Origin of the sequence: Nonomuraea longicatena (assembly GCF_039525605.1) — a bacterium.
Lineage (GTDB): Bacteria > Actinomycetota > Actinomycetes > Streptosporangiales > Streptosporangiaceae > Nonomuraea > Nonomuraea longicatena.
The window spans coordinates 401,432-426,600 of sequence record NZ_BAAAHQ010000023.1 but is presented as its reverse complement, the minus strand read 5'-3'; the positions used below and the strand labels follow the sequence as shown (position 1 = coordinate 426,600).

At 69.3% G+C, this 25,169-nt stretch carries 27 protein-coding genes and 1 riboswitch; of the genes, 9 read left to right on the top strand and 18 right to left on the bottom strand.

Translation table 11 applies throughout. The annotated features are described in order from the left end of the window. Positions 1-124 precede the first annotated feature (124 nt). The 5 genes from ABD120_RS23205 to ABD120_RS23185 all read right to left on the bottom strand — a co-directional run bounded on the left by ABD120_RS23205 (position 125) and on the right by ABD120_RS23185 (position 4,109). Positions 125-922: a 2-keto-4-pentenoate hydratase gene (locus ABD120_RS23205; RefSeq protein WP_343952093.1), complete on the bottom strand. Its 798-nt coding sequence runs from the start codon at positions 920-922 to the stop codon at positions 125-127. A 3-nt stretch (positions 923-925) separates the two neighbouring features. After that, complete coding sequence (gene dmpG / locus ABD120_RS23200) at positions 926-1,930, bottom strand: 4-hydroxy-2-oxovalerate aldolase (protein ID WP_343952092.1); 1,005 nt, start codon at positions 1,928-1,930, stop codon at positions 926-928. Beyond that, entirely contained in the window at positions 1,927-2,802 is an 876-nt protein-coding gene (locus tag ABD120_RS23195; RefSeq protein WP_343952091.1) for an acetaldehyde dehydrogenase (acetylating), read from the bottom strand. The genes dmpG and ABD120_RS23195 overlap by 4 nt, the downstream gene beginning before the upstream one ends. 78 nt (positions 2,803-2,880) lie before the next feature. Beyond that, positions 2,881-3,357 carry a RidA family protein gene (locus tag ABD120_RS23190; RefSeq protein WP_343952090.1) on the bottom strand — a complete coding sequence of 159 codons (477 nt, stop codon included), beginning with the start codon at positions 3,355-3,357 and terminating at the stop codon, positions 2,881-2,883. Between the two features lie 29 nt (positions 3,358-3,386). Then, a complete protein-coding gene (locus ABD120_RS23185) occupies positions 3,387-4,109 on the bottom strand; it encodes an aspartate/glutamate racemase family protein (RefSeq protein WP_343952089.1) in 723 nt (240 codons plus the stop codon). Here ABD120_RS23185 and ABD120_RS23180 point away from each other — a divergent pair. Then, positions 4,083-5,153: a LysR family transcriptional regulator gene (locus tag ABD120_RS23180; RefSeq protein WP_343952088.1), complete on the top strand. Its 1,071-nt coding sequence runs from the start codon at positions 4,083-4,085 to the stop codon at positions 5,151-5,153. The two genes, ABD120_RS23185 and ABD120_RS23180, sit on opposite strands and share 27 nt — an antisense overlap. Positions 5,154-5,198: 45 nt before the next feature. Here ABD120_RS23180 and ABD120_RS23175 read toward each other — a convergent pair whose 3' ends face one another. Both ABD120_RS23175 and ABD120_RS23170 read right to left on the bottom strand, forming a co-directional pair. After that, on the bottom strand, positions 5,199-6,392 hold the full coding sequence (locus tag ABD120_RS23175; protein WP_343952087.1) for an FAD-dependent oxidoreductase: 1,194 nt from the start codon (positions 6,390-6,392) through the stop codon (positions 5,199-5,201). Position 6,393: 1 nt separating this feature from the next. Further along, entirely contained in the window at positions 6,394-6,948 is a 555-nt protein-coding gene (locus tag ABD120_RS23170; RefSeq protein WP_343952086.1) for a TetR/AcrR family transcriptional regulator, read from the bottom strand. A gap of 159 nt (positions 6,949-7,107) precedes the next feature. Here ABD120_RS23170 and ABD120_RS23165 point away from each other — a divergent pair, with 159 nt between their 5' ends. After that, positions 7,108-8,061: an endonuclease/exonuclease/phosphatase family protein gene (locus ABD120_RS23165; RefSeq protein WP_343952085.1), complete on the top strand. Its 954-nt coding sequence runs from the start codon at positions 7,108-7,110 to the stop codon at positions 8,059-8,061. Between the two features lie 64 nt (positions 8,062-8,125). On the opposite strand, the gene ABD120_RS23160 is transcribed toward ABD120_RS23165, so the two are convergent. The 3 genes from ABD120_RS23160 to ABD120_RS23150 are packed head-to-tail and all read right to left on the bottom strand — an operon-like array spanning position 8,126 to position 10,766. Beyond that, positions 8,126-8,812: a response regulator gene (locus ABD120_RS23160; RefSeq protein ID WP_343952084.1), complete on the bottom strand. Its 687-nt coding sequence runs from the start codon at positions 8,810-8,812 to the stop codon at positions 8,126-8,128. Further along, entirely contained in the window at positions 8,809-10,026 is a 1,218-nt protein-coding gene (locus ABD120_RS23155) for a sensor histidine kinase (RefSeq protein ID WP_343952083.1), read from the bottom strand. The genes ABD120_RS23160 and ABD120_RS23155 overlap by 4 nt, the downstream gene beginning before the upstream one ends. Positions 10,027-10,049: 23 nt before the next feature. Next, complete coding sequence (locus ABD120_RS23150; protein ID WP_343952081.1) at positions 10,050-10,766, bottom strand: hypothetical protein; 717 nt, start codon at positions 10,764-10,766, stop codon at positions 10,050-10,052. A 139-nt stretch (positions 10,767-10,905) separates the two neighbouring features. Between ABD120_RS23150 and ABD120_RS23145 the strand changes: the two genes are divergently transcribed. Then, positions 10,906-11,478, top strand: a complete 573-nt coding sequence (locus ABD120_RS23145; protein WP_343952080.1) for a hypothetical protein — start codon at positions 10,906-10,908, stop codon at positions 11,476-11,478. Positions 11,479-11,550: 72 nt separating this feature from the next. Here the strand turns inward: ABD120_RS23145 and ABD120_RS23140 are convergent, their stop codons facing one another. From ABD120_RS23140 to ABD120_RS23120, 5 genes are all read right to left on the bottom strand, one after another. Further along, positions 11,551-12,084 (bottom strand): pyridoxamine 5'-phosphate oxidase family protein, encoded by a 534-nt coding sequence (locus ABD120_RS23140; RefSeq protein ID WP_343952079.1) that lies wholly within the window; start codon positions 12,082-12,084, stop codon positions 11,551-11,553. Positions 12,085-12,280: 196 nt separating this feature from the next. After that, entirely contained in the window at positions 12,281-13,552 is a 1,272-nt protein-coding gene (locus ABD120_RS23135; protein WP_343952078.1) for an amidohydrolase family protein, read from the bottom strand. 63 nt (positions 13,553-13,615) lie between these two features. Further along, a complete protein-coding gene (locus ABD120_RS23130; RefSeq protein ID WP_343952077.1) occupies positions 13,616-14,353 on the bottom strand; it encodes a TVP38/TMEM64 family protein in 738 nt (245 codons plus the stop codon). Between the two features lie 133 nt (positions 14,354-14,486). Next, a complete protein-coding gene (locus ABD120_RS23125) occupies positions 14,487-15,725 on the bottom strand; it encodes an MFS transporter (RefSeq protein ID WP_343952076.1) in 1,239 nt (412 codons plus the stop codon). Between the two features lie 392 nt (positions 15,726-16,117). Next, a complete protein-coding gene (locus tag ABD120_RS23120) occupies positions 16,118-16,564 on the bottom strand; it encodes a hypothetical protein (RefSeq protein ID WP_343952075.1) in 447 nt (148 codons plus the stop codon). A 346-nt stretch (positions 16,565-16,910) separates the two neighbouring features. On the opposite strand from ABD120_RS23120, the gene ABD120_RS23115 reads away from it, so the two are divergent. After that, entirely contained in the window at positions 16,911-17,549 is a 639-nt protein-coding gene (locus ABD120_RS23115) for a response regulator (RefSeq protein WP_343952074.1), read from the top strand. Positions 17,550-17,710: 161 nt separating this feature from the next. Here the strand turns inward: ABD120_RS23115 and ABD120_RS23110 are convergent, their stop codons facing one another. Further along, complete coding sequence (locus tag ABD120_RS23110; protein WP_343952073.1) at positions 17,711-18,715, bottom strand: hypothetical protein; 1,005 nt, start codon at positions 18,713-18,715, stop codon at positions 17,711-17,713. A 110-nt stretch (positions 18,716-18,825) separates the two neighbouring features. On the opposite strand from ABD120_RS23110, the gene ABD120_RS23105 reads away from it, so the two are divergent. From ABD120_RS23105 to ABD120_RS23090, 4 genes are read left to right on the top strand one after another with little or no spacing between them, the layout of a single operon-like run. Next, positions 18,826-19,620, top strand: coding sequence for a GNAT family N-acetyltransferase (locus ABD120_RS23105; protein ID WP_343952072.1), 795 nt, complete (start codon positions 18,826-18,828; stop codon positions 19,618-19,620). A gap of 57 nt (positions 19,621-19,677) precedes the next feature. Beyond that, the gene (locus ABD120_RS23100; protein ID WP_343952071.1) at positions 19,678-19,941 is read left to right on the top strand and encodes a S8 family serine peptidase; all 264 of its coding nucleotides are present in this window, start codon (positions 19,678-19,680) and stop codon (positions 19,939-19,941) included. Positions 19,942-19,999: 58 nt separating this feature from the next. Beyond that, on the top strand, positions 20,000-20,503 hold the full coding sequence (locus ABD120_RS23095; RefSeq protein WP_343952070.1) for a hypothetical protein: 504 nt from the start codon (positions 20,000-20,002) through the stop codon (positions 20,501-20,503). After that, on the top strand, positions 20,466-20,894 hold the full coding sequence (locus ABD120_RS23090) for a hypothetical protein (protein WP_343952069.1): 429 nt from the start codon (positions 20,466-20,468) through the stop codon (positions 20,892-20,894). Before ABD120_RS23095 ends, ABD120_RS23090 begins: the two co-directional genes overlap by 38 nt. Before the next feature lie 246 nt (positions 20,895-21,140). On the opposite strand, the gene ABD120_RS23085 is transcribed toward ABD120_RS23090, so the two are convergent. Together ABD120_RS23085 and ABD120_RS23080 are read right to left on the bottom strand one after the other, a co-directional pair. After that, positions 21,141-22,454, bottom strand: coding sequence for a hypothetical protein (locus ABD120_RS23085; protein WP_343952068.1), 1,314 nt, complete (start codon positions 22,452-22,454; stop codon positions 21,141-21,143). A gap of 187 nt (positions 22,455-22,641) precedes the next feature. Beyond that, the gene (locus ABD120_RS23080; protein ID WP_343952067.1) at positions 22,642-24,048 is read right to left on the bottom strand and encodes an MFS transporter; all 1,407 of its coding nucleotides are present in this window, start codon (positions 24,046-24,048) and stop codon (positions 22,642-22,644) included. Between the two features lie 216 nt (positions 24,049-24,264). Next, positions 24,265-24,443: riboswitch (cobalamin riboswitch) on the top strand. Positions 24,444-24,479: 36 nt separating this feature from the next. On the opposite strand from ABD120_RS23080, the gene ABD120_RS23075 reads away from it, so the two are divergent. Further along, positions 24,480-25,160, top strand: coding sequence for a (2Fe-2S)-binding protein (locus tag ABD120_RS23075; protein ID WP_343952066.1), 681 nt, complete (start codon positions 24,480-24,482; stop codon positions 25,158-25,160). The last annotated feature ends 9 nt before the right edge of the window (positions 25,161-25,169 follow it).

The window sequence follows — 25,169 nt, the reverse complement described above, 5'->3', positions numbered from 1 at the left end:
GACGGCGCAGACGGCTGTGATCATGGATCGGCGGGCGCGTCCGGGTCCGGGACGGCCGCCTCGGGCGGGATCTGATGCGGGTCTCGGCGAGGCGGAGACTGACCGCGAATCCCGGCCTCTCGTGTCAGGACGGGTCTTCCTCGGCCAGCGCCGCCGTCACCCTGCCGATCCCGGGGAAGTCCGCCGTGACGCTGTCGCCCGGCGCGATCGTGACGGCCCTGGTGAAGGAGCCGGACAGCACGACCTGGCCTGGCTCCAGCGACACCCCCAGCGCACCGACGGCGTTCGCCAGCCAGGCCAGAGCGTTGAACGGGGTGCCGAGGACCGCCGCTCCCGTACCGGTTTCGGTGACCACGCCGTTCCTGATCAGCGTGCAGTTCGCGGATCGCAGGTCGACGTCTGCCGGATCGATCGGCGTGCTGCCGAGGATCGCCGCCCCGGACGATGCGTTGTCGGCGATCGTGTCGACGATCGAGATCTTCCAGTTCTGAATCCGGGAGTCGACGATTTCAAGGGCCGGCAACAGGTATCGCACCGACCTGGCGGCGTCGTCGACAGTCACGCCGGGTCCCCGGAGAGGGGCGCCCAGGATGAAGGCGATCTCCGGCTCGATCCGAGGCTGGATGAACCCGCCGGCGGGGATCGGCCGGTGTTCCGGGTGGAACATGCTTGCGGTCAGATGGCCGTAGTCCGGCTCGTGGACGCCCATCTGCCGCTGGATCGCGGCCGAGACCAGGCCGATCTTGTGGCCGCGGACCTGGTCTCCGGCCTCGGTCCAGGACCGCACCTGCTCCTGCTGGATCCGGTAGGCGTCGGTGACGGTCGCGCCGGGGTAGGTGGTGCTCAAGGGCGGAATCGGGGTGCCCGACCGGTAGGCGTCGAGCAGCGCGGCGGCCGCCTCCCGGACCTCGGAACGCCTCATCACTCACACGCTCCGCGCTCGACTCGAAAGCTCCGCCGCCACGTCGATGATCATGTCCTCCTGACCTCCGATGACCTCGCGTCGGCCCAACTCCAGGAGGAGTTCGCGCATGGGTACGCCGTACTTGTCCGCGGCGCGCTTCGCCGGGTGGAAGAAGGTGGAGTAGAGACCGGCGTAGCCGAGCAGGAGTGCGGTCTCGTCGACGATCTGCGGTTCGGTCATCAACGGCGCGATGAGGTGTTCGGCGACCTCGATCAGTGCGAAGAGGTCGACTCCCGGGTGGTGACCGGCGCGTTCCAGCGCCGCCGCGAGAACCTCCGTCTGGGCGTTGCCGGCGCCGGCTCCCAGTCCTCGGAGCGATCCGTCGATGTAGGTCGCGCCGTTCTCGACCGCGGCGAGCGCGTTGCCGACGCCCACGCCCAGGTTGTTGTGGGCGTGGAAGCCGATGTCCGCGTGGACCGCGTCGCGCAGCGCGGCGACACGGGCTCCGGCGGAACCGGGCACGAGCGCCCCGGCGGAGTCGACCACGTAGATCACCTGCGCGCCGTAGGAGTCCAGTTTGGCTGCCTGCTCGGCCAGTGCCTCAGGTTCGAGCTTGTGGCTCATCATCAGGAAGCTCATGACCCGCATGCCGTGCTCGCGGGCATGGCGGATCGGCTGCTCGGCGCAGTCGGCCTCGGTGCAGTGCGTGGCGACGCGTACGGTGCTCGCCCCGGCGTCGCGGACGGCGTCCAAGGCGGTGAGCGTCGAGATCCCCGGCACGTACAACACGGCGATGTCCGCTCTGTCCACAGCGGCGACGGCGGCCTGTACGTACTCGACGTCCGTCGCTGCGGCGAACCCGTACTGGATCGAGGAGGCGCCGATGCCGATGCCGTGGGCGACCTCGATGACCGGGACACCCGCCCGGTCGAGACCCCTGGCCACCGCGCCGACCTGTTCCGGTGTGAACTGGTGCGAGACACTGCTCATGCCGTCACGCAGGCTCGTGTCCACGAGTGTGATCATCGGGTGGCTCCAAGGGTCTTCTCCGCGATCCGTTCGGCGACGGCGGTCGCGGCGGCGGTGATGATGTCGAGATTGCCCGCGTAGGTGGGCAGGAAATCGCCGGCGCCTTCCACCTGCACCATGACGGTGACCAGGTTGCCGTCGACCTCCATGAATCGCAGCCGGTAGCCCGGCACGTACCGTTGGACTTTGGCGACGATGTCCCGTACGGCGCGCTCGATGCGATCGGCGTCGTTCCGGCGGACCCTCGCGTACACGGTGTCGCGCATGACCATGGGCGGATCGGCAGGGTTGATCAGTGAGAACGCTTTCGCCTCGTCCACCCCGGCGACGGCGGTCAGGGCCTGTCCGGTCTTCTCGCTGAACTCGCTGAGGTTCCACCGGGTGCCCGGACCCGCGCTGCCGCTCGCGATGGTGGCGACGATCTCGCCGTAGGAGACGTCGGCGACCTGGTCGATCGCGTACAGGAGGGGGATGGTGGCTTGCCCCGCGCAGCTGACCATGTTGAGGTTCGGCGCCTGCAGGTGATCGTCGAGGTTGACGGCGGGTACGACCCAGCGGCCGACCGACGCGGGTGTCAGGTCGATCGCGATGATCCCCGCGGCCTCGTAGCGTGGCGCGGCAGCGGCGTGCACCTTCGCCGAGGTCGCCTCGAACACCAGCGGGGGCCGGTCCGATCGGCTGAGCAGCCAGTCGACGCCCTCAGCCGACACCTCGACGCCCAGGTCCTTCGCCCGCCGCAGGCCCTCGCTGCCAGGGTCGATTCCGATCATGAAACGCGGATCGATGAGTTCGGATCGGTGCAACTTGTAGAGCAGATCCGTTCCGATGTTGCCTGAACCGACGATCGCCGCCGGGACTTTCACGGGCATGCGTGCGCGCTCCTTGTGACTGAAAGGTGTTGCCGTCCCTGCGGGGCCGACTGCTTTGGGGTTCGGGGAGTCGCCGGCTCAGCCGTGTGCCGACTGGCGAATCTCGACCAGAAGTTCCAGTTCGACGGGTGAGCTCAGCGGCAGCGCCGCCACCCCGACCGCCGAGCGGGCATGCCGTCCGGCGTCGCCGAAAAGTTCGCAGAGCAGGTCCGATGCCCCATCGCCGACCTGCGGGAGCCGAGTGAAATCGGCAGTCGACGCGACGAACACCACGGCCTTGACCACGCGGGCCACGGCCGCCAGATCGCCGATCTCCGCCTTCAGCGCCGCCAGTGAGTTCAGCGCGCACTGGCGCGCGCACTCGTACGCGAGTTCCACGCTGACCGTGTCACCGAGCCGGCCGGCCGCGATCAGCCGCCCCTCCCGCAGCGGCACCTGACCCGAGACGTGGACGTGGTCCCCGCTGCGTACGGCGGGCACGTAGGTCGCGACCGGGGGGACGACCTCCGGCAACGTCAGCCCGAGTTCCTTGAGGCGCCGTTCGGGATGTGACATCGTCCGCTCCGTTCCGCAGGGTCCCGGGCTCATCGAGGGCCGCCGCGCCAATCAGGCATCGCCCGCTCGCCGACAGCGACGTCGTAGGCCGCGCGGGCCAGCAGACGGGTCGAGTCCAACGTCGGCAGGCTGGAAACATCGGGCGTGATCAGCAACGGGATCTCGGTGCAGACGAGCGCGACCGCGTCACAGCCCCTGTCGGCCAGCCGTTCGATGACGTGGAGATACTCCTGGCGTGAGGTATCGCTGATCACCCCGTTCACCAGTTCCTTGAAGATGACCTCGTTGACGAGGTCGCGGTCGTCGGCCTCCGGCAGCACCGCGGTGATCCCACGGGCGGCCAGCGCCTGCGGGTACAGCGAGCCGTCCATGGTGTACCTGGTGCCCAGGACGCCGACGCGGGTTCGCCCTTCGGCCGCGGCCTGGTCCGCGACGACCTCGGCGATGTGGAGACCCGGCAGTGGGAGGTCCGGGCCCGGCACCTCCAGAGCCATGTGCGCGGTGTTGTCCGGGCAGACGAAGAAGTCGGCGCCGGCCCGGGCGAGCCGCTGCGCGCTGGTCGCCAGGGTCGCCCGGACGGTCGCGTGATCTCCGCTTTCCCAGGCGGGCATGCTGTACCCGAAAGCGATGTAGTTGAGGGTGACGTCGGGATGCTCGTTGCGACCGGTCCGGTGGAACCCCTCCTCGCAGAAGGCGAGGAAGCAAAGGGCCGCTCCTCCCGTGCTGTGAGCGAGAACTCCAAGGTGTTTCACGACGGCTCCGGCGTTTCAAAGAAGTCGGGACGGCTTCATTCTTCACCGGAGGGCCCCAATTTGCCATGTCGAGGCATCGATCGATATATCATCCATGCTGTGGAGGCATGGATGGATCTGCGGTTGCTGGGGTACATGGTCGCGATCGCCGAGGAGGGATCCATCAGCGGAGCCGCTCGCCGCCTACGGCTGACCCAGCCGACACTGAGTCGGCAGCTGCGCGAACTGGAACGACGCTTGGGGGTCGAGCTGTTCGCCCGCGCCGGCCGTGGCCTTCTTCCCACCACAGCAGGTGAGGCGCTGCTCCGGCGGGCCGTGCGCATGCTGGCCGATGCCGAAGCCACTCTCAACGACGTGCGGCTGGCCGCTGAGGGCAAGACCGGTCGCGTGACGGTCGGGTTCGCCGGATCGGGCATCAACGGCGCGCTGGGAGACGCCCTCGGCCGGCTGCGGGCAGAACTCCCCGACGTCGACCTGTCCCTGGTGGAGCTGTTCGACGACGCCGAGATGTCGGCCGGCATCCTGGACGGAAGCCTCGATGTGGCGGTGCAGCGGCTGCCGGTTCGCGACGCCCGTCTCGCCACACGAGTCTGGACGCGCGAGCCGTTGACCCTCTTCCTGCCGGCCGGGCACCCACTCGCCACGACCCGTGAGCCGGCACCTGTCTCCGTACTCGGTGAGATCCCCCTGGTGCTGTGGCCACGCGAATCCGCGCCTCACGCGCACGACGAGATCACCTCGTTGTGCCACCACGCCGGGATCGTGCCGCGCGTCGGCGCACGGGGCAGGACCGTTCAGACGATCCTCGCACTGGTCGCCGCCGGTTTCGGCGCGGCCGTGATGGCCGACTCCTATCGAGTGCTGCACCGAGAGGGCGTGACACCTCGACGACTCGCGGGTACCGCCACCACCTTGCACCTGGTCTGGCGAGACGGGGACACGGGCCCGCTTCTCACCCGCTTCATGACCGCCCTGAACGCCGTGAAGGCTCGGCATCACACGATGCAGGACCCGAGACGCGCACACGACACACCGGGCCTTTGATCAGCTGGTCGTGGTTCCGGATCGGGCCGGTTGAGCGCCCGTCGGTCATGCGGGGATGTGCTCCGGCTGGACGCCCATGCCCAGGAAACGGCCCATCAGGTGGCGCAGTGGCGGCAGCATCCGGAACGCCGTGAAGATCGGCGGCACATGTTCAGTCGTGTCGTCGCCCAGGTCCTTGGGATAGAGGTCGCGCAGGATGCCGAGTTGGAAGGCCTGGGTGAGCTTCGCGGCGCGCTCCCTGCGTGACTGCACCCGGGCCAGGTCGCCGTCCTCCGGAGTGCCTCCCCTGGCGAACAGCGGGCCCAGCAGGTTGGCGGTGGCCACCGCGTCCTGGACGGCCAGGTTGATGCCCACTCCGCCTGCGGGCGACATGGCATGGGCGGCGTCGCCGATGCACAGCAGTCCCGGCCGGTGCCACCGCGCCAGCCGATCCACCCGGACGCTCAGATGGTGCACCGCCTCCCAGTCGTGGATCTGGTCCACGCGGTCGCGCAGTGCGGGAGCCAACCGCGCCACCCGTTCCCGGAACGCCGGCAACCCTGCGGCTTTCAGTTCGTCGAAGGCGGTCGCCGGAATCGCATGGGCGAGCTGCCAGTAGTCACCTCGATCGATGGAGATGAGCACCCCCTTGCCTCCTTGGAAGAAGGGCACCCGATCATGCGGACGGCGGGGCAGGTGGAACCACAGCACGTCCACGGGTGGTGAGGCCTTCGCGGGGGCGAGGTCGGCACGCGCCCGGACGGTGGAGTGGCGGCCGTCGGCCCCGATCACCAGGTCGGCCCGCACCTGTACGGGACCGTCCTCGGTGTCGGCGAGGACCCCGGTCACCCGCCCGCGCTCGATGAGAAGTTCCGTCGCCCGGGTGCGGCGCAGGAGCCGGAAGGAGGGGTAGCTCTCGGCCTTGCCGGCCAGGAAGTCCAGCACGTCCCACTGTGCCATGAACGCGATGTAGGGGCAGCGCACGTTCAACCGGCTGAAGTCGGCGAAGGTGACGTCTCGGCCGCCCATGTTGACCGTCACCTGGGGCATTCTGGTGTGCGGGAGGCTGAGGAACTCCTCGATCCAGCCCAGCTCGGCGATCAGTTCGAGCGTCGAGGGGTGGACGGTGTCACCTCGGAAGTCGCGCAGGAAGTCCGCGTGTTTCTCCAGCACGATCACCTCCACGCCCTGACGGGCGAGCAGCAACCCGGCCATCATGCCCGCAGGGCCGCCCCCGACGACACAGCACTGTGCACGCATATCATCCTTCTTCCGGATAGAGCAGCCCGACCAGGGCCGCGATGTCGATGGGGGTGCCGAACCGCCGGTTGATGGCGACGGTGGCGAACAAGGTCTTGGCCGCCATGACCGTGTCGTGCGGGCGCAGGTCGCCGGCATCGACCCGGTCGCGCAGGAAGTCGCCGATGAGCCGTTGCCCCTCGTTCACCATCGTCGCCAGCGGCGCGCGGGCCTGGGCGGCGCTGAAGAACAGCGCCATCAGTTCGGCGTTGTCGGCCAGCAGCCGATCGAACGCCTCCAGCAACTCGGTCAGCACCTCGGTAGCCGGCCGGGTGTCGTGCCCCTGCGCCCGCCACTCCAGCAGCCGGGGCAGGAATCCCCGTTCCGACAGGAGGGTCTCCACCATCGCCTCCTTGCTGGCGAAGTAGCGGTAGAGCAGGCCGGGCGTCACGTCGGCGGCCTGAGCCACGTCCTTGACCGTGGCGCCGTCCACGCCCTTGTCGGCGAACACACGCAGGGCCGCGTCCAGCAGTTGTTCCCGGCGCCATACCGCCTGTTCACTCCGCGTTCTGGACATGACCCACCTCATTGAGTAAACGTTTATTCAATATAATACACCGACGGCTGCTCCGCTCGACACGGCGATCCCGCCGTCGCGCAAGGGGGAACGCGACCTGAAACACAGACCGGCCGCATGACTGTTGATCTGACAAGCCGCGCGATGCACAGTGGATGTGTGAAGATCATTTTATGGGGAGGCGCCTCACGCCGGCTGTGGGCGGCGATGGCCTCGGCCGTCATGATCGCCGTGACGCTGGTGACGCCGTCCCACGCCCGTACGAACATGGCCACGACGTACCAGATCTGGCACTGGAACATCGCCGGCCACGGCAAACATCTCGGTTCCACGACCAACGGCATCATCCAGGCGATCGGCAGTTCGATCAGGGGTCGCAACCCCGACTTCGTGTCGGTCAACGAGATCTGCCACAACCAGTACGACGCGCTCATCGACTATCTGCAGCGGATCAACTGGCCGCAGAACGAGCTCAACTTCGCCCGCTACGAGCGGGTCACCCCGGCCGGCGACGCCCGCTACTGCGGCGGCGCGGGTTACGGTGTCGCGATCTTCAGCCGCCTCGCCCTCGGCACCGCCGACCGGTTCACCCTGCCGCAGGCCGCTGAGGACAAGCAGCGCAAACTGCTGTGCGCGCCGGTCTCCGCCCTGCCACGCCTGCGCTTCTGCACCACTCACCTCACCTTCGTCGAGGCAGACCAGGAGGCGCAGCTCGGCTACGTGCACAACGTCCTTGAGCGGTACCGCGCCCAGAACGACACGGTGCTGATCGCCGGGGACTTCAACCTCCAGCCGCACGATTCCCCGCTCGACACCTGGTACACGGCCACGGTCAACACGGACCACAACAAGGGCAACCGAGGCCAGTATCACGAACTGGACGACGCGAACCCGATCTGCCCCGGTTGGGGGGAACAGACCACCGAGAGCAACACCCTGGGCAAGTGCGGCCAGTCCCGCAAGGTGGACCTCGTGTTCGCCCGGGCCGACAAGCTCACCGCCTATCGGCAGGACTCACAGCCGATCGGTCACGTCTGCGGCGCCAACCGCGACAAGCCGTGCTCGGACCACCGCATCGTCAACGCCTTCGCCACCGTGACGGTGGCTCCGTAGAACTCGGGCTGACGCCACGACGCCGGGCAGCGTGTGCCGCGCTGTCCGGCAGCGCCCGACCCGCTCAGGATTCGGCCGGCTGCTGCGCGACGCTGACCAGCCCGGACTCGTACGCGCTGATCACCAGTTGCGCACGATCACGTGCCTGCAGCCTGCTCAGCAACCGGCCGATGTAGGTCTTCACGGTGCCACGGCTGAGCTGCAGGTACTCGGCGATGTCGGCGTTGGAGAAACCGCGCGCCACGAGCACCAGGACCTCACGTTCGCGCGCCGTGAGCTGGTCCGGCGACGGCCCCGGCGCAGGGTGCGGCGGCGGCAGGCGCGTGAACCGGGCGATCAGCCGCCGGGTCACCGTGGGGGCGAGAAGGGACTCTCCGGCGGCGACGGTGCGGATACCCGCCAGCAGGACGTCGGGGGAAGTGTCCTTGAGAAGGAACCCGGCCGCCCCGGCCCGCAGCGCGCCGTACACGTACTCGTCGAGGTCGAAGGTGGTGAGGACGAGGATGCTTGTCTCCGCCGTCTCGGGGGATCCGGCTATCTGCCGGGTCGCCTCGATGCCGTCCATGCCGGGCATGCTGATGTCCATCAGCACCACTTCAGGACGCAACTGCCGGGTACGCTCGACGGCTTCGGCGCCGGTGCCCGCTTCCCCCACCGTGGTCAGCCCGGGAGCGGTGTCGATGAGCACCCGGAAGCTGCCTCTGAGCAGAGGCTGGTCGTCTACGACGAGCACCCGGATCGGTCGGGTCATGCGGTCGTCTCCTCTCGGCTCGCGGCCGGGCCGTGAGCGGGTTCGGGCGGGAGCCGGGCCGACACGGCGAATCCGCCACCGGGTCTCGGGCCCGCCTGGAACGCTCCTCCGTACATCATCACCCGTTCGCGCATCCCCACGAGGCCGTGGCCGCCGCTGAGGCCCGCCCGGTCGGACACCGGCGCGTTCCCCGCTCCGTCGTCCAACACTTCGATGCCCACGCCGCCGCGCGGGTCGGCGGTGATCGTCAGTTGGCAGTGTGTTCCGCCTCCGGCGTGTTTGATCACATTCGTCAGCGCCTCTTGAGCGATCCGGTAGACGGTCAGCGCCGTCCCCGAGGGGAGGTCGGCCGCGAGGCGGGTGTGCAGCTCGGTACGGATTCCCGCCTGCTCGGCACGCTGGACGAGAAGTGGCAGGTCGTCCAGCCCTGGAGGAGGCACCGAGCCGTGCCCGGGCGGCGCGGTGGCGTCACCACGCAGCACGCCCAGGGCGCGGCGCATCTCGGTCAGCGCCTCCCGGCCCGTCCGCTCGATCGCCCGGACCGCGTCGAGCGTCTCCTGGGGGCGTTGCCCGGCCACATGGTTGGCGACCGCCGCCTTGACGACGATCACGCTGAGGCTGTGCGAGACGACGTCGTGCAACTCTCTGGCGATGCGCAGGCGCTCCTGCGCCAGCGTCTCCTCGACGACGCGCCGCTTCCTCCGGGCCGCCCGCCCCCGCCGCTCCCGCACGACATGGCCGGCCGCCCACGCGGAGGCGAGCGCCAGCCACGCGAACGCCGCCTTCCCGACGGCTTCGGACCACGAGCCGGACGGGGTCAGAACCGCCTCTCCGGAACCGATCGCGGCCGCCGAGGCCAGCAGGGTCAGCGCCAGCGCCACCGCAGCCCGTCGTGTCGGCTCGAAGAGCGCCACCGCGTATCCGGCCAGGGCCGTGGAAAGGTAGGGGTCGCGGGTGATGTCGAGCAGTGTCGCCACCGCCGAGGCGGACAGGACCACGGCGAGCACCGGCAGGGGCCACAGGCGCCGGACGGCGAGCGGCGCCCCCACGCAGGCGGCGATCAGCAGGCTCACCCACCACGGGCCGGTGAATCCGGGCAGGCCGTCGGAGGCGTCGTAGCCGGACATCGCGACATACGCGGCGGTCACGACCGAGGCCGCACAGACATCGAGTACCAGCAGGTGGGGGCGGGGGCGCCGGCGCGCTGTGTGCATCGCATGACCATATCGAGGGCTTCTCATCCGACTTGTCCCAGCAGGAACATCGCGGCGCCCACGACACCGACCAGGAGCAGCCGTCCGGCGACCGTGACCGCACGCGGGGCCGGGCCGGTGCGCAACGCCGCCACGCCCAGGGGGACGAGCGCGACGCACAGCCCCACGGCGGCGGCGACGGACCAGGCGGTCGTCCCTTTCAGCACTCCCAGCGGCATCGCCGACGCCAGACCCAGCGCCGCCGCGGGAACCGCTCCCAGCAACCGCGAGCGGTAGGCCCCGACGGCGAGCAGGATCCAGCCGACCAGGATGGCCGCGTTGAGCGTGCTGAAGATGTGGAACGCGCCGTAGCTCTCGGCCACCGTCCGCGTCGCGGACGCCGCTCCGCTGCCGGTCACGAGTCGAAAGCTCAGGTGGTCGACGCCAGCGTGGAACGTCCGGGCGAACAGGCCGAGGAGCGTGAGGGTGCCGCCCCACACCGCCAGTTCCCGGTGTCTCTCGCCGATTCTGGCGGCCAGGAACGCGACTCCCGACCAGAGCAGCGTCCAGCCGGCGGCGACCGAAGCGTACGACGCGGTCATGAGATCGGGATGGTGCTCGTACGCACTCAGTTGCGCGGGGAAGAAGAAGTCGAACCGCAGGCGCAGCAGGACACCGGTGAGCACCAGCAGCGGCCCGGCGATGAGCGACGCGCCGCCCACCCAGCGGCCTGGGAAGACGGGCGGAGAGGTGAGGGTCATGGGGACAACGATGGCGCCGCCGCAGGTGCCGCGTCGTCTGAGCACGGACCATACTTTCGGATCGGACCGTGGTCGTACCGGTCGGCTCGATCGCCGCCTCAGGTCCGACGCCGAGTCGTACGATCGTGGAGCACAGGACATGCGCACCGCCCAGCCCGTGGAACCGGCACGGAGCTTCTACCTGCTGGAAGAGTCGATGTGCGTCATCGGCGAAACCGGATACTTCCGGGCGTACACCACCTTGGAGGAGCTGCGGGCCCGGCTGGCGCCCAAGCTCTCCCACTCTGCGGAATCCAACGATTTCCTGCTCGGTGAGAGCGTCAACGTGTGGACGGTGCAACGGGGACGGCTCACCGCAGGTCTGGACGTGACCGAACTCGTCGATGTCCGGCTGCCGAGCGGCCCCGTCACCGTGTCCGCGCTCAATCGGCATCGCCACGACTTCACCGGAGGGAGACGGGCCGATCCGCCTCCCTCGGACTCGGGGGCCACCCTCGTCCTCGACTGGGCCGCTCTGGCCGCCCGGCTGCCGCCGTTGGCGGCGCCGCCGGCGGTACCGGGCGACAAGGACCTGGTCGTACGGTTCGACGGCCCCCACCCCGCCCCTGGCATCCTGTCCTACCTCGACGACCTGGTGGCCCAACTGGCCGACGAGGATCTACGGAGATCGCTGTTCCTCAGTCTCGACTACGAGACGCCGTTCACGCTCTGACCCCGCCGTCGCGTCGAGAACCGACCCGGACGGGGACGTTCTCGGGCTCCTGCGAGACGAGTCAGGGACAGGTCACTCCGTCAGCCTCGAAGTGGCCGGCCCCTCGACCTGCGCGGGCGCGTAGACGGTCATCCAGTGTGGGCGCAGGCGGTAGTAGACCACCTCGTTGTCCCAGTCGAAGGGGTCGTGGCCGTAGAAGTCCTTGAGATGGGCGAGCAGGTCCGGCCAGTCCGGGGCCGGGTCGGCGTCCTCCGGGTTGAGGATCTCCACCGTGCCGTGTGTGAACACGCCCAGGTCCTCTCCGCGCATGTGCGCGACGCTGGCGGCGGGGCGGGCGGCGAGGTGACGGGCCTTGGCGGCGGTGCGTGCCGTACCGAAGTGCCACTTTCCGTGCAGGAAATGCCCGTCCGCTCCGCTGATTCGAGGCTCGCCCTTCGCCGTCACGGTGGACAGCGCGAGAGTGCACATACCGGTCAGGATCCGGGTGAGCCGCTCAGCGGTGAGGGTGTTCTCCGTGACGATCGAGCGGAGGTGCGAGGTGGAGCGGGACAGGGAGTTCTCAAGAAGGGCCTGAAGTTCCTGCAGCTCTTGCGGGGTTTCGTGCATGACGTCCTTGTCTGTTCGTTGGCCCGTCCATGCTCGGTGCGAAACCCGACATCCTCTGTCATGTTTCGCGAGACTTCACGGTGCCCGCCTCGTCCGATTCCTCCCCCGAGCGGGGACTGACCGACCCGACCTCGTTGGCGAGCACCACAGGGTGCAGCCGCAACGCGTCGGCCGTCGAGCGGCGGAGCCTCACGTCCTACTGGTTCGGTGGGGTGCGGTCGACCAGGCGGCCGTTCTTCCAGACGGCCGCGATGGAGCGCAGGGCTTCGGGGTCGGCCGTCGGGTCACCGTCCACCAGAATCAGGTCGGCCCGCAGGCCGGGCGCGATGCGACCGCGGTCGGTGAGTCCGAACGTACGGGCGGGGACGGCCGTGGCCGAGGCGAGGGCGGCGCTCGGGCTGAGCCCGGCACGGGCCAGGTGGGTCACCTCGGCCAGCATGCTGACGCCGTTCGCGGTGGCGCGGATCGGCGCGTCGGTTCCGGCGAGGATCGGAACTCCGGCCGCGTGCATCCGGCGCACGTTGGCTGAGCCGATCTTCAGGAAGTCGGGCCTGCCCGGACGCTCCTCCGGCTGCCGTTCCAGCAGGTGCCGCTGCGTGGGGCTGAGCCACGGCGTGATCCGTTCGTCGGCGAGAAGTTCTCTGGCGCCGACTCCCCAGTCGACGACGGAGAGCGTCGGCACGAAGAAGGCGCCGCTGCGGCGGAGTTCCGCGATCTGCGCGGGTCCGGCCTCGGTGTCCCAGAAGCCGTGGACGAAACCGTCCGCGCCGGCGCGAGCGGCCGCCAGGACGAGCGCCAGCTTCTCGGCGTGGACCACGGCTCGGCGGCGGTGCCGGTGGGCGGCGGCGACCGTTCGGCGAACCTGTTCGAGGGTCAGGGTGGGGAGCTGGGGCCGGGGCGGCGGTCCCCCGTCCTCAAGGATCACTTTCACGTAGTCCGAGCCTTCGGCGATCCGGGCGGCGACGAACCGGTCGAGGTCGGTGTCCTCGGTCACTCGCGGGAACTTCCAGGTCGGGTGGAGCGGATGGCCGCCCGGAACCGTGACGCCGACACCCGCCGACCACAGGTCCGCCTGGGTGGTTCCGGCGGTGGAGCGCCGTTGCCCGCGGGCCGCCCTCAGCAGTGCCGGGTCGCCGAACATGTCCAGTTCAGTGGTGACGCCGAAGCGCAGCGCGTCCGCCCTGCTGCCCTCGAACGAGTGCACATGGCAGTCGATCAGGCCGGGGAGCAGCGTACGGCCGCCGCCGTCGTACACCCGGTGGCGGGAGGAGGAGGGCACGTCGCCGACCGCGAGGATCCGCCCGCCTGCGACGAGTACGGTGCCATGACCTGTGATCTGCCTCCCGTCGAAGATCCGCACGTTGCGGATGGCCAGCGGGGCCTCGCCATCCGGCGAAGCGGCGGAGACGGCGACAGCCGTTGCCGGGAGCAGGGAGAGAAGTCGGCGGCGAGACAGTCGGTAGCGCATGCCCACGAACGTATAAAGATCATGGTTTCTGGTGACAGGAACTCAGGTATCCGGCGGATCACCCTAAGTCTGTGATTTCAGGGGCGTAGGTAGGGTGCTTCCGCTTGGTTCTTCGTCAGTGGCCGTCGCGTGGGACTGCGGTGGGGTTTCCGAGCTCCTGACGCCGAGACGGGCGTCGAGCAGCAGCCCGGCCAGGCCCAGCACCGCGAAGATCACAGAGATCACGACCAGCGTGGGGTCGACGTCTCCGGTCAGCGCGTCGCCGAGGATGACGACGGAGACCGTACCGGGGAGCAAGCCGACGGCGGTGGCGAGCAGGAAGGGCGCGAGCCGGATCGACGACACACCCGCGCAGAAATTGATCAGCGGAAAGGGCACGGGGCCGATCAACCGCAGCGATCCGACGGCGAGCCAGCCACGGCGGGCGAGCCGGCGGTCGACCGCCGAGATCGCCGGGTGGGTCAGTCGCGAGGCGATGGCGTCACGGCCGAGTGCGCGCGCGAGAAGGAAGGCCAGCGCGGCACTCACCGTGGTGGCGGAGATCGACAGCGCGACGCCGATGACCGGGCCGAACAGGAACCCGGCGCCGAGAGTGAACGGCATTCGGGGGAAGACGACGGTCACCAGCGCGTGCGCGGCGAAGAACGCCAGCGGCAGCCACGGGCCGGCCGCCCAGTCGCGCAACTGCTGGACGTCGGGGTGCGGGACGAAGAACGCGACCAGCACGAACACCGCGAGGAGTACGGCGGCACCGATCAGCTTCGGAGCCGGGAGCCGTGGTCCACGGCGGCGTATCTGCATGGACTCCATTGTCATCGGTCGGTGAGAGCGGAATGTCCCGAGCACCTGACCTGCGCGGGCGGGCCTCGCCGTACGAGTTGCGCGGGCTTGCGGACCACGACCGTAAGCGCAAGGCCTGAGGCGCCGCGACCACTCACGGATCAGGTGTGGGCGCGTCGGCCCGGCGCAGGTCGCGGATGGCGGGGCTGGCCAGCAGAAGGGCGACCACCACCACGATCATGGCCGAGGAGAACAGCAGATACGGCTGGACACCCACCTCCTGGCTCACCGGCCCCGCCACCGCCCGGCCGACCGGCTGCATGACCAGCGATCCCGCGACGTCGTAGGCGTGCACCCGGGCCAGTACCGCAGGCGGGATGTGGGTCTGGACGCTGGTGTGGAACATCACCAGCCAGAACGCGACGGACGCCCCCGCCACCGCGTGTCCGGCTGCGAGGAGCGGGACCGGCAGGTCGAGCGCCACCACCAGCGGCGCCAGCACGAACCCCGCCATCGCGCAGGCCCCGGCGCGCAGGGGGTGGCGTGGCCGGATCCGGGCGGCGAGCAGCCCGCCCACCACGCTTCCCGCGCCGAGCATGGCCATCACCAGGCCGAACGCCGCCGTACCGTGCGTCGTGGTGATCACGGCGGCGCCGAGGGTCTGGTGCGGGCCGAAGGCGGTCAGCGCCCCGAACATCCAGATCAGGATGACACCCCACAACCAGGGACGGGCGCGGAAGTGGTGCCACCCTTCGACCAGTTGCGTGGACAGCGGCGCCGGACGTCCCCGCCTCGGCACCTGGAGGCGCGTGCGCATGCTGAGCAGGCACAGGCCGCTGACCGCGAAGGTGGCGGCGTCCACAGCCAGTACGGTCGCCGGTGTCGAGACGGTCAGCAGCAACCCGGCCAGTGCGGGACCCAGCACCGTCATCAGCGACTCGGCCACCCGCAGCGTGGCGTTGGCGCGCTGCACGTCGGCCGCCACCTGCGGGATCACGGTGGCGACGCCCGGCTGGAAGGCGGCGGTGCCCAGCCCGACCAGCACGAGCAGGACCAGCACCAGCCACAGCGGCGGCGTGGTGACGAAGAAGGACGCCGCCAGCACCCCCTGCACCAGCAGTCGGCCCAGATCGGCGCCCGCCATCATGCGCCGGGCACCGAACCGGTCGACCAGCACGCCGCCGAACACCACGAAGATCGCCAGCGGCGCGATCTGCGCGGCCAGCGCGTATCCGACACCTGTGGCGCCGTAGCCGTTCTGGACCATGGCGGCGGTCAACGCCACCGGCAGCATCATGTCACCGGCGACCGAGGTGGTACGGGCGAGAAAGAAACGGGTGAAATCCGGAGTCCACCCCGAACCGGACGCGGCGCGCTGATCGCTGGGGGACATCGTGACGAAGTTACTACACGCCCTTGATCCAGGTTCATGCAGACTCGTCATGAATCGGGCGTCGATCGGTACCCGCCTTGCGTCACGGTCCCAGGGGGCGTTGAACAACCGCCGATCTTGGGCTGGCGCAGAGATCGTGACGGTTTGGGCTGTCAGCGATCCGCGTCCCGGGGTGACGGTGGATGGATGCCGGTAATTGACTGCTGCGGCGGTGGTGCCGGACGGCGGCGCCGAGGTGCCACCGTCCGGCCCGACCGGGGGCGCTGTCATGGCTGCCGGAGGCGCCCTCCCGGCCATCGCCGTCGTCAGGGGGTGCTGTACGCGCACCCGGCGCGACGGACCGGCCCGGCTGACGCCGCCTTCACCAGGGCTGGGCCGTTCTGGGCAGCCGGTCAGTCACACCAGGGCGGGGTGAAGTTCCCGGCCTGGGGCACGACATCGCCGAGGTCGGCGAAGCCCACGTGCCGGTTCGCGGGGTTGTGGTTGTAGAGCAGCAACCAGTTGTTGCCGCGAGGGGATTTGAACGGGAGCTGGCAGATGGCCGCCACGTCGTCGGCGGGCCGGGGCAGCCCGTTGGGGACTTCGCCCGCATTGCACTGAACGGACGGGCACTGGAAGAGGCTGAGACGGTCGAACTTCGCCCAGACCCCGTTCCCGATGCCCATCGGGGAGACCACGCTCCCGTCACTCGATACGGGCCCCGTCGGAGTGATCATCTGGAGTCTCGGTCCGTCAGCCTGCGGCCTCGGCTCGTTCGCCTGGGCGGCCGCGGACGGGAACGGCGCCAGCAGGACACCCAGTGCGGCGACGGCGACGGCGACACGGCGTAAAGGTCTCACGTTTCTTTCCCTTCGCTGGACGGTCGTGCGGCCCGGACCCGACTCCAGGCCGCACTGACCTTGCTATCCCTCCCCGCCTTGTCCGAAGACCCGGAACAGCGCCGATCAATCAATATGCGATCAATCGGGCATCGCCGCCTGCCGCAGACGCACGCACATAACGGCAGGCCGTCGACGGGCTCCAGCCACCACGACGCGCCCGGTCCGAGTATCCAGCCGATTGAGAACATGGCCGGGGTGGAGGCGGTTGCGTGCCTTCCCGGAATCGCGCGGCGGGTTGTTTGTCATGATGTACGCAAGTCAGAATCGCGAGTTCGAACCGGACCCGCGTGTTACGGGGGACCTGTTGATCCGAGTGCTCGTCGCCGACGACCAGGCACTGTTGCGCGGCAGCTTCCGTCTGCTGATCGATTCGGAGGACGATCTCACCGTGGTCGCCGAGGCGGCGAACGGGCGGGAGGCCGTGGCGCTCGCCGACCGCCATTCGCCCGACGTGGTGCTCATGGACGTACGGATGCCGGAGATGGACGGCATCACCGCGACCAGGCAGATCTCCGCGAACACCCGGGTCCTCATCCTGACCACGTTCGACCTCGACGAGTACGTCTACTCGGCGTTGCGGGCGGGCGCCAGCGGGTTCCTGCTGAAGGACGCTCCGCCCGACGACCTGCTGAGGGCGATCCGGGTGGTCGCGTCCGGCGAGACGCTGCTCGCCCCGAGCGTCACCACGAGGCTGATCGCCGAGTTCGTCCGGCAACCGGCCAAGCAGGTCCTGCGAGGGCTCGACACGCTGACCGACCGGGAGCGCGAGGTCCTCACGCTCATCGCCCACGGCCTGTCCAACGCCGAACTCAGTGTCCGCCTCCAGGTGAGCCCGGGAACGGTGAAGACGCACATCGGCCACCTGCTGGCGAAGCTGCGGGCCCGAGATCGCGCCCAACTCGTCATCGCCGCCTACGAGGCCCACCTGGTCACACCGGGATAGCCCGAAGGCACCCGGGCCGGGAACACATCCGATGAAGACCGCGCTTGGTGGGAGGTGGTGGGTCAGCCGTCGCCCTGGACCTGCGCTGAGCCACAACGTCGTCAGCCCGGACGGATCACGGGCCGCGCCGGCAGGGTGCGGCTCGTCTCACGGTCGGCGCATCAGTATTCGATGAATCCGTACAGTGCCCGGTGGTTCGACTTCGTGCCGCTCACCGTGTGATCGATGGCGGACGGCCGTACCGTGCCCTTGACGAACAGGTAGTCGATCTTTCTGGAGCCCATGGTCGGCTTGGATCCGTAGCCGGTCATGCCGAAGCCGCCGAGGGTCGTGGGTGCGATGTCCCGCCGGTTGGCGTCGATCCCGACCACGCGGATGTCGGATGCGTTCAGCAGACTCGTGGCGTCCGCGCCGATGTTGATGCCGGAGCCGTCGATGCCCGTGTTGCCCGCGCCCCCGCAGGCGTTCCCGCCGTTCTGCTCCGGTAGGTGCATGGTCGCGGCGAAAACCGTCGTCCCTGTTTCCCTGATGGTGAACCTGGCCGCGATGGCGCTCGTGCGCTTCCACTTGTGCGCGTAGGCGGCGCCGTCGTCGATGCTCGGCGGCTTGTAGAGCGTGCAATTGCGCCCGCCGTCGTACAGGGTATTGGGCTTCAGCCAGCCCGCGCTCCAGTATTTGGAGACGTCACCCGCCGCCAGGTCGAGCGTTCTGGTGTTGTAGACGATTCCGTTGGTCTGCTTCTTTTTCAGGTCGCCGAGATCCTGCTGGCTGCACCGGTGGGTGCTGCCCCACGGCTCGGGGTCGTCCCACGCCACGATCGCCCGGTAGGTGCCCGCCGGGTAGCCGAACTTGGCAGAGAGCTGGTCGGCGTAGGCGGCGGCCTGGCCGGTACCGCGTACCTGTTGCACGATCAGCAGGTCGGGGGCCGCCACACCGGCGGTTCCCGTGTTGCCGTCGTCGTCGACCAGTATCGAGGTGAGATGGTCGGGGCCCGATATTCGGGTACAGGTGCCGTCGGCGTTGTTCGTCACCAGGTTCTCGATATTGTTGTTGTAAACGCGTAAGACCCGATCCGCCGTCGCCTGCGCGACCGACGGCGTGGACGTGGCGAGTGAGACGAGCGCGACGAGCGCAATCGCGCCGGGCCGCCGATAATCGAAGGACATTCTTTCAGAGTAACGATTTTGACGGTGAACTTTACCCGTCTTGCCGACCTGTCCGCCCGACGGGCCGTAGCATCCGCGTACCGGTAGCCGATCTCGCGAAGGGAACCCCCGTGTCGCCACTCGCCCTGGAGTCGAAGGACCACCTCATCGCCGTCTGGACCGACCTGGTGCACGACCGGGGCGGCCAGGTCAGCGTGGACGACGGCGTCAGCCGCATGTGGGCCGACAGCACCTTCGGGTTCTGGAACACCGTGACCCTGACCGGTGCGGACATCCCACCCGACGCCCTCGGCGACCAGGTCGGGCGGGCGGCGTCCTTCATGCGCAGCCGGTCGCGGTCCGGCTACCTGTGGGTCTTCGAGGACCTGCTCAGCCCGCAGGCGAAGGCGGAACTGTTCCGCCAGGCCGCCGAGGCCGGGCTTGAGCCGGCCTTCTCCGGCTGGGGCATGGCGGGCGATCTGTCCGTTCCCGACCCGCGCCATCCGGAGCTGGAGTTCCGCCGGGTGGAGACCGACGAGGACCTCGCGGTCTACGGCGCCATCAACGCCCGCGCGTACGGCATGCCGCCCTCGGCCGGGGAGGACGCCTTGGCCGGCTCTGCGCTCTGGCGGGCAGGCACCGTTCACGCCTATCTCGGATACCGCGACGGACAGGCGGTGACCTGCGCCGCGACCATCGCCGGCGAGGAGTCGATCTTCCTCGCGCTCGTCGCCACCCTGCCCGAGGAAATGCGCAGGGGGTACGGCGAAGCCGTCACCCGCAAGGCCATCCACGAAGGCAGCAGGCACACCGGGCACCGCCGCCTGGTGCTGCACGCCACCCAGGCCGGGCAGCCCGTCTACGAGCGCATCGGCTGCCGCGTCAACACCCCGATCCACTTCTTCCAGCTCACCTCGGACGCCTGAGCGATCAGACCGGAAGCCCCTGTCGGACTATGCGGGTCCGCACCATGGACGCGGTGCGTGACCATCGGAGTGGCGGCGACTCCTGATCACAGCACGCCCGGCCTCGATCCGTTCGAGCAGGCCGTGAACGTGCTCTCCGAACGTACGGGGGCGCTCTTCGTCGTCGCGGGGGGCAACAGCGGCTCCGAGCCCGGGACCATCGACAGTCCCGGCAGTTCGGAGGCCGCGCTGACGGTCGGCGCGGTCGACAAGTCCGACAAGATGGCCAGATTCTCCAGCCGGGGCCCAGAGCCCATGATCATGCGGTCAAGCCGGACGTGACCGCTACGACCTCATCGACCGGCGCAGCGGCGGGCTGCCCGAGGACCCCACCTCCTCCGTGAGGACCAAAGACCTCGCCAAGGTGACTTCCACGTTCAAGGGCTTCGGTACGGCCACGACCGCCGACCACTACATGGGTTACCAGCTGTCGAACGGAGAGTGGTCGCTGGGCACCCGGACACGTGACCTCCCGATGCCCGGCGCGCTCGTCCAGTACCGGACGCCTGGATACACCTGGCAGACGACCGTGTCCACCGGCGGCCACCGCCAAGAGGACACGGGTCGGCGCAGCCACGGCGGCCACACACGGGAGACGTGGAACGCCGCGGTGAGCGGCCCGGCGTTCGCCACCACCTGTGATACCTCATACAGCAAGCTAAATTTCCACATGACATTTACCCTGATCTTGGTATTTTTCAGGACATTAATGCTTCGCACTCCTATGGGCATGCGCGTTCGCTACGATGCGCTTGGCGCAGCCGCCGTCAAGGCGTTCGGCCATGAATCGTGGCCCGATATCATAAATGGCAGAATTGCGCATCCCGATTTTCTCATGCGATGAAGTAGGTTCCACTATGCGCTTTTCCGGAAAGCTCGCTCTCGGTTTCGTGGCGGTCGCTCTGTCCGTGACCGTTTCCGCGTGCGGCGGCGACGCCACCGCCACTGGATCCAGCTCTGATTCCGGCTCCTCCTCCGCGTCGGGCGTCGACAAAGCCGCCTTCATCGAGAAGTTCAAGGAAGACCCGGAGATGAAGGAGCTCCTCAAGGACATTCCGGAAGACGTGGCCACCTGCATGCTCGACCTCGGATGGGAATCGGCACAGAAGTACGATCCCGCCAAGCTCAAGTCCTTCGTCGAAGGGAAAATCACGATGGACGAGCTCGGCAAGGAGGACAAGTCCACGGCGGACGAGAACATCGCCAAGGCGGAGAAGTGCGTCAAGAAGCCGTGACCTGACAGCACATCAGGACGGCGCGCGGCTCCCGCATAGTTCCACCGCCGACGGGATTCACGAACGACTCTCGCGGGCGAGCCGCTCCACGCGAGCGTGCAGCGCCTCGTGGACGGGGTCCACCGCCCGAGGCCGGTGGTCCCCGCAGCGAGTACGACCGTCGCGACCCGCCCGGTGTCGAGCACCTCCCGGAGGGCGGCCCGCCGTCATGCGCCGGTTCGGGCGGTGGGGCGGCGGCCGGCCGCGTCAGTTCTGGATCCTGCCGTAGACCGTGAGGTCGCCGTCCACGCACAGGCCGTTGTAACCGTCCGTGGTGATCTTCTGAGTGCCGTCGTAGGAGACGCTGAAGTCGCCCTCCACCGACAGGCCGCTCTTGCCGACCGTGGTCATCTTCTCGGTGCCGCCGTAGGAGACTCTGAGGTCGTGGTTGGCGGAGAACCAGCCGTTGACGTCGCAGTCGCCGTTGGCCGTGAGACCGCCGTTGACGGTGAGGGCACCGTTCAGCGTCGTGTAACCCGAGGCCACGATGGCTTCGGTGGCGAGGTCCCCCGCGACGTTGCAGTCACCGTCGATCTGACAGTACTGCTCGACCGTCACAGATCGGGCCTCCACCGTGTCGGCGGTGAGCCCGTCCGAGACCGAAAGCCCGTCGTTCGCCGACAGTCTGCCGTAGACGGAGACGCTGTCGTTCGCGGTCAACCCTCCGTAGACGGAGAGGCCGTCGTTCGCGGTAAGCGCCCCGTAGACGCCGAGTTGTCCCTTGACGGTGAGTTCGCGGAGGGTCGGGTTGGTGACGGTGACGGTGACGGTGGCGTACCGGTCGGCCGTCTCGAATCCGGTGGCGCCCTTCTTGGACGCCTTCAGGCTGAAGGTGGTGTCGTTGGCGATCACGCTCGCCGGAATGGTCCAGGAGGTCTCGACGCCTTCGTGGAGGACCGTGCCGTCGCCGTCGTACAGGTGGAAGGAGTCTCCGTTGCTCTCCCAGGTGAGGAGCGCCTGGTCGCCGGCGTTGAACTTCGTCTTGGGGACGGTCGGCCGCTCCGGGCTGCAGGCCAGGAAGCTGTGCAGGTAGAAGGGGGGCTCTGCGGTCTCCCAGGTCAGGTCCTGGGGCGCCTTGCGGGTGCAGTCGCCGCTGGCCGTGCCGGAGGTTTCGGTGACCGAGCAGGTGAGCGTGCTGCCGGGGTCGGCGGCCACGTTGCCGGTGATGCTGATCTTCAGCGGCGTGTCGATGAGATCGAACCCCGGTATGGGCGGGGGCTGGAAGACGACGTGGTAGTAGTTCGTGGCCGCGTCGAGGCCGAGTTCCCGCCCGCTTTTCACTTCGGTGGAGGCGGGGTTCCACTTGCCGGCGATCGAGGATTGCGGGTTCTCCGTGAACCAGGCGCCGCCGTCGTCCGGTGCGCTGACCGGGACGGCGACGTCGATCTTGTCGCAGTAGACGTTCCGCCCGGCCGGGCTGGAGACGGTGATGTCGATGGTGTTGGCCGAGGGTTTGTCGGCGGTGCCCGCCTGGAGTGGCGCGGTGCTGGTGCTGTAGTGCAGCAGGGGCGCGTCAGGCATGGTCTGCCTTCCTTGTGGGTTGGCCGCAGAAGAGTGGGGTTGGCTGCAGAAGATCGCCCTCCTGATCCAAACGCCGGTATTGGAGCGTGACAAGGGGAGACAAAAGGGGCTCTTTAGTGATGTTCTCCGCGCCTTGACAAGGCATCGTCCGCCCGCACGACCGTGCGGGCGGATCGGCACTCGGCGGCTATCGGGCGGACCCGGCCGGGGCCTGCCGGGCCCGTGCATGCGGGCGCAGCACGGTGAAGACCACGAGGACGGCGGCGGCCAGCAGCCCGGCGCCGAGCGTCAGGCCGAGCGCGTACCCGGCGTTCAGGGACTCCGCTGTGACGACCTGCCCGGTACGGCTCTGCGCGGCGGTGCCGAGGACGGCCAGCCCGAGCGAGGCACCGAGCTGCCTGGAGCTGTTGAGCAGGGCCGAAGCGGTTCCGGCCTCATGGGAGGCGACACCGTTGGTGGCGGTGGAGACGACCGGGGCGAGGCAGAGCCCGAAGCCGACCCCGGTGGCGATCGAGGGCCCGAGGACGTCGGCGAGGAAACCGCCGTCCGGGCTGATCAGGCCGAACCAGGCGAAGCCGAGCGCGGTCAGCGACCCGCCGACGATCATCAGAGTGCGCGGCGGGAACCGGTATCCGAGCCTGACCGCGAGGACGGAACCGGCGATCACCCCGAGGGCGAGCGGCAGGAACGAGACCCCCGTCAGCGCCGGACCGGTCCCGAGCACACGTTGCAGGTAGAGGGACATGAAGTAGAAGGCGGCCGACATCGCGGCACCGGCCAGGAGGCTGAACAGGTTCGCGCCCGCGACCGAGCGGTTGGCGAACAGGCCGAGCCGGATCAGCGGCTCGCGTGCGGTGGTCCGTTCGACGTGGACGAACGCGGCCAGCAGGACGGCGGCGAGCCCCAGCGTGCCGAGGGTGATCGGCGAGGTCCACGAGTTCTGGTCGGTGCTGACGACGCCGTACACCAGCAGGCTCATCCCCGAGGTGGCGAGGACGGCGCCGAGCACGTCGGGACGTCCGCCACGCTCCGGAGCGGGGCCGGAGGCGATCCGCCAGGCCAGGGCCAGGGCGCAGGCGGCCATCGGCACGTTCACGAACATCACCCAGCGCCAGCCCGCGTACTCGGTGAGCAGGCCGCCGATCAGGACGCCGAGGGCACCGCCCGCCGCGTTCGTCGCGCTCCAGATTCCGAAGGCGCGGATGCGGGCCCTGCCCTCGGGGTAGGCGGCGGCCAGCAGTGCCAGCGCGGCCGGGGCGAGGACGGCGGCGCCGACGCCCTGCACCGCGCGGGCGGCGACGAGGTGGCCGGGCTCCTGGGCGAAGCCGCCGGCCAGTGAGGCGAGGCCGAACACGGCGAGCCCGAACAGCAGGACCCGCCTGCGTCCGTACCGGTCCGCGGCCTTGCCGCCGAGAAGGAGCAGCCCCCCGAAGGTGAGCGCGTAGGCGTGGATCACCCAGGTCAGGCCCATCGGGCCGAAGCCGAGCCCGGCGGCGATCTGCGGGAGTCCCACGTTCACAACCGACAGGTCCAGCGAGACCATGAACTGGACGACGGCCACGGCGGCGAGGGTGGTCCCCGGCCGGCTCAACACCGCGCGCTCCCCTGGTCCGGTCTCACATCGCGGAACTCTCTTGTATGCATGCCGGACATCGTGGCCGTCGTACCGGTCGGCGGTCGTCGTGCCGAGGGAGACTTCTCGGCCTGGTACCGGGGAAGTAGGACCGGCTCGGATACTCCCTGAGGAGTAGTGGCGGTCGTGGCGTACACCAGGGGGCCGATGACAGGAGCCTCGCCCTCATATGTCGGTATATGTCACGATGGATCATGTAGGCGAGCGCGGAACGAGGAAGCCGGTGCGAATCCGGCGCGGTCCCGCCACTGTGACCGGCGAGCGGACCCCGAGCATGCCACTGCCCCGAGGGGCGGGAAGGCCGGGGTGAGCCTCGACCCGGGAGCCAGGAGACTCACGCGGTCGCCTCCTCGACGAACTGGGGCGGATCTCCCCGGAGAGGAGCGGAACGCATGCGGTACGACCTGGTACCGGCACCCGAGAGCACGGTCCGGGCGGCCCTCGACGGGGTCGCCTCGTTCGCCCCGCACGTCGGCGGCGACCCCGCCGGATGGCACGACGTGCGCACGGACTACGAGCGCGGCTTCACCGACCTGGTCACGGCCACCGCGGAAAGGTACGGCACCGGCGAACTGCGCGTCGGCGCCTCGATCGCCCAGTTGGGCCACGCCGCGCGGCTCTGGTTCCCGGTCGTCGGCGCCGTACTCGTCCACGGGGTGATCCCCGACCTGACCCGCCTGGACCGCGCCGACGACGGCCCCCGCGTCCGGCTGTCCGTCGTGTCCGGCTGGCACGCCGGGACGGAAGAGCAGGTCGCCGGCCTGCTCTACGACATGGTGGTCGGCGACCACCTGGACGCGCTCGCCCGGGGTCTGCGGGTGAAGGTCGCGCACGGCCTGCTGTACGGCAACGCCGCCTCCGCCCTCGCCGAGGCGGGCCGCGCCGTGGTGAGTGCCCGGCCGGACCTCGCCGAGCCCGCCACCCGGCTGGTCGACCGGCTGCTCGGGCACGGCGGCCTGGCGGGCAGGGGTGCGCTGGTCTCCCCCGAACTGGCCTTCCGGCGTACCACCTGCTGTCTCTACTACCGGGTACCGGACGGCGGCAAGTGCGGCGACTGCGCGCTCGGGACGTGACCCGGTGAG